The organism is Collinsella sp. CLA-ER-H10, assembly GCF_040092475.1.
Taxonomy (GTDB): Bacteria; Actinomycetota; Coriobacteriia; order Coriobacteriales; family Coriobacteriaceae; genus Collinsella.
The window spans coordinates 1-3,549 of the sequence record NZ_JBBNLM010000038.1 but is presented as its reverse complement, the minus strand read 5'-3'; the positions used below and the strand labels follow the sequence as shown (position 1 = coordinate 3,549).

At 58.9% G+C, this 3,549-nt stretch carries 3 protein-coding genes; 2 read left to right on the top strand and 1 reads right to left on the bottom strand.

Going from position 1 to position 3,549, the window contains the following annotated elements:
* Positions 1 to 76: 76 nt before the first annotated feature.
* Entirely contained in the window at positions 77 to 1,534 is a 1,458-nt protein-coding gene (locus tag AAAX36_RS09350) for a PLP-dependent aminotransferase family protein (RefSeq protein WP_349075266.1), read from the bottom strand.
* A gap of 145 nt (positions 1,535 to 1,679) precedes the next feature.
* On the opposite strand from AAAX36_RS09350, the gene pdxS reads away from it, so the two are divergent.
* The gene (gene pdxS / locus AAAX36_RS09345) at positions 1,680 to 2,570 is read left to right on the top strand and encodes a pyridoxal 5'-phosphate synthase lyase subunit PdxS (RefSeq protein WP_022094325.1); all 891 of its coding nucleotides are present in this window, start codon (positions 1,680 to 1,682) and stop codon (positions 2,568 to 2,570) included.
* Positions 2,571 to 2,590: 20 nt separating this feature from the next.
* On the top strand, positions 2,591 to 3,178 hold the full coding sequence (gene pdxT / locus AAAX36_RS09340; protein ID WP_195544259.1) for a pyridoxal 5'-phosphate synthase glutaminase subunit PdxT: 588 nt from the start codon (positions 2,591 to 2,593) through the stop codon (positions 3,176 to 3,178).
* Positions 3,179 to 3,549: the final 371 nt, after the last annotated feature.

Sequence of the window (3,549 nt, the reverse complement as noted above, 5' to 3'; positions counted from 1 at the left end):
GAGCAGGCTCAGAGTGCGAATGCGGCTTCAGCGAGAGCGACGGCCACCGTGGAGAAGGGAATTTATGTTCCCACGTCTATCGGTATCGGTACGAATATCGATGTCTCCACCCCCGATCCCGGCGTGGCTGCAATTCCAAGGTAGTTAGCACTTTTGGACTCAGATCGTCATACTGGACAAGAATTTGAGTTGAGTTTTCAGGGACAGATGCGCCATCGGCACACCAATAACAGTCACTGATATCGACAAAAGGGATACTCGAGCGCGTGAGGGCCCGCACAAAAGAGCTTCCGCCCGTTCCACGCTCCGCAACCACGGTACAGTAAAGGCCCGCATCTGCCTGCTCGATCGAGACCTCCCCTGCCGGAAACGCTTTCCGCACAAGCGCCATCAGGCCATCACGCGCCCCACGAGCACGAACGCGCACGCGGTTCACATGCCGCTCGTAATCACCCGATTCCAGCAAACGAGCCAAAGCGACCTGGTCGACAGAACTCACCGACGAGGCATAGAAACCAAGGTTGCACCTAAACCGCTCCATCAGCTCATCGGGCAGCACCATGTACGCTAGACGCAACGCCGATGAAAGGCTCTTCGAAAACGTGTTGGTGTAGATAACCGACTGGGCGGCATCAATCGACGCGAGCGCGGGAATCGGCTTCCCGGCAAGGCGAAACTCACAATCAAAGTCATCTTCGATGAGATACCGACCTGGTCGCTCAGCGGCCCAGCTCAGAAGCGCATAGCGACGCGCAATGCTCGTCACAAGACCGGTCGGATACTGATGGGACGGCATCAGGTGAAGGACATCGGTCCCGCTTTTCTGCAGAGTGCTCAAGTCCACGCCCTCATCATCCAACGGGATATGTCGAACTTTGCAGCCCATAGCCTGATAAATGCGCGTCAGACGTAAATAGCCCGGGTCCTCAACGGCATACACCTTGTCAGCGCCAAGCAACTGAACCAACATGGTATCGAGCAGCTGAGCGCCCGCGCCGATAACAATGTTATTGGGGTCGACATTCATACCCCTCGTCCCGCGCAGATGATGAGCAATTGCGCATCGTAGCCGAACGGTGCCCTGTGCCGGTGCGGGCGAAAAGATCTCGCGCTCGTCTTCGGATGTCAGCGTCGCCCGCAGTGCGCTTTGCCAAAGCCGCGCCGCCTCCAAAGCGGAAGGAGAAAGTGCATCGAACAGCTCAACCTGTCCGTTGACATCATGCGCGCTGGGACCCGCAGAGGCGGCATCTCGGTCGATGCCCTCCGCAGCCGAAGCCAAAACCGGTGCATCCGGAAGCTCGCAAGCGTAGTAGCCACGACGCGGCATTGAGCAAATATAGCCCTCGGCAAGTAACTGGCTATATGCATTCTCGATGGTAATGACACTGATTCCCAGATGACTGGCAAAGGCGCGCTTAGACGGAAGATGCTCCCCCGCCGCAATACGTCCAGCAACAATATCATCTCGAATTTGCTGGTAAACATACTCATAAAGCGATGCCTCGCCACGTTTTTCCAAATTGTATTCAAGCATGAGTTTGCCACCTGACCTTATCGAGCTGTTCAATCTGGTATTAAGCTGACCTTATTATTATCTCGAAAACTGAGTATTTTGCCATACCCAGCTCCCCGATAGGATGTTCCGTCAAGCAATGCACATGCCAACCAAGGGAGCAACCATGGCAGAACAGACCAGCAAGGCCGATCGCGTCAAACTCAATCGCGAGCTCGCGCAGATGCTCAAGGGCGGCGTCATCATGGACGTTACCACGCCCGAGCAGGCACGCATCGCCGAGGAGGCAGGCGCCTGCGCCGTCATGGCTCTCGAGCGCATCCCGGCCGACATCCGTGCCGCAGGCGGCGTCTCGCGCATGAGCGACCCCAAGATGATCAAGGGCATCCAGGAGGCCGTCTCCATCCCCGTCATGGCCAAGTGCCGCATCGGTCACATCGTCGAGGCGCAGGTCCTGCAGGCCATCGAGATCGACTACATCGATGAGTCCGAGGTTCTCTCCCCTGCCGATGACGTCTATCACATCGACAAGACCCAGTTTGACGTGCCGTTTGTCTGCGGCGCCCGTGATCTGGGCGAGGCGCTGCGCCGTGTTGCCGAAGGCGCCACGATGATTCGCACCAAGGGCGAGCCGGGCACGGGCGACGTCGTTCAGGCCGTGCGCCACATGCGCAAGATCCAAAAGCAGATCCGCGACGTTGTTGCCCTGCGCGACGACGAGCTCTTTGAGGCAGCCAAGCAACTGCAGGTTCCGGTCGAACTGGTCCGCGAGGTCCATGCCACGGGTAAGCTTCCCGTCGTGAACTTTGCCGCCGGCGGCGTAGCGACCCCCGCCGACGCCGCGCTGATGATGCAGCTGGGCGCCGAAGGCGTGTTTGTCGGCTCGGGCATCTTTAAGAGCGGCGACCCCGCCAAGCGCGCAGCCGCCATCGTCAAGGCCGTGGCAAACTTCACCGATGCCAAGCTCATTGCCGAGCTTTCAGAGGACCTGGGCGAGGCCATGGTGGGCATCAACGCCGACGAGATCGAGATTATCATGGAAGAGCGCGGGCGCTAGTCCAGCAGAAAGGATCGCACATGAGCGATTATGCAGACCAAACGGTCGCCGTGCTGGCGGTCCAAGGCGCATTTGCCGAGCACGAGGCAAGACTATCCGAGCTGGGCGCGCGCTGTATTGAGCTGAGGCAGGCGGCTGATTTAAAGCAGGACTTTGACCGTCTGGTACTTCCCGGCGGCGAGTCTACCGTTCAAGGGAAGCTGCTAGATGAGTTGGGCATGCTCGAGGAGCTTCGCACCCGCATTGTTGAAGGCATGCCCGTCCTGGGCACCTGCGCCGGCCTGATTCTGCTGGCTCACGACCTTGCCGCCCATGACGATAAGGGCACGCCGCGCCTGGCAACCATGGATGTGCTCGTTGAGCGCAATGCCTACGGCAGGCAGCTCGGCAGTTTTCGAACCAAGGGGCAGGTAGCTGGCATCGACGGTGAAGTGCCGCTGACGTTTATCCGCGCGCCCCGCATCGTCGAGGTCCACGGCGACGCAAAGGCCTTAGCGAAAGTCGACGGCCGTATCGTCGCCGCGCGCCAGGGCAACCAGCTCGGCGTAACCTTCCACCCCGAACTCGACGAAGACACCCGCCTCCACGAACTGTTCCTACAAATGTAGGCAGAACAGAAACGAGAGTGGATAATCTCCCACTTTGAGCCTGAATGCGAGCCCAAACTGGGAGATTATCCACTCTCATGCTATGTAGTCGTTGGGGACGTTCTTGAATGACTAGTCAAACAAGAACGTCCCCAACGACTAGTCATTTAAGAACGTCCCCAATGACTACAAGGAGTGTCCCAAACTGCCGGCAGAAAAGGAACGTCCCTAACTGCCGCATCCGGAGCAAGACAACGCCGCAGGCAGAGGACGGACAGACACTATGACCCAATCCGAGGGCACGGAAACGACAGGAGCCCCCGCTCGTGACCGCGGGTCGGGGCTGCGACAATGTTGTTGAAGTGCCAGAGGCGCAGCCGCGCCGCAACGAG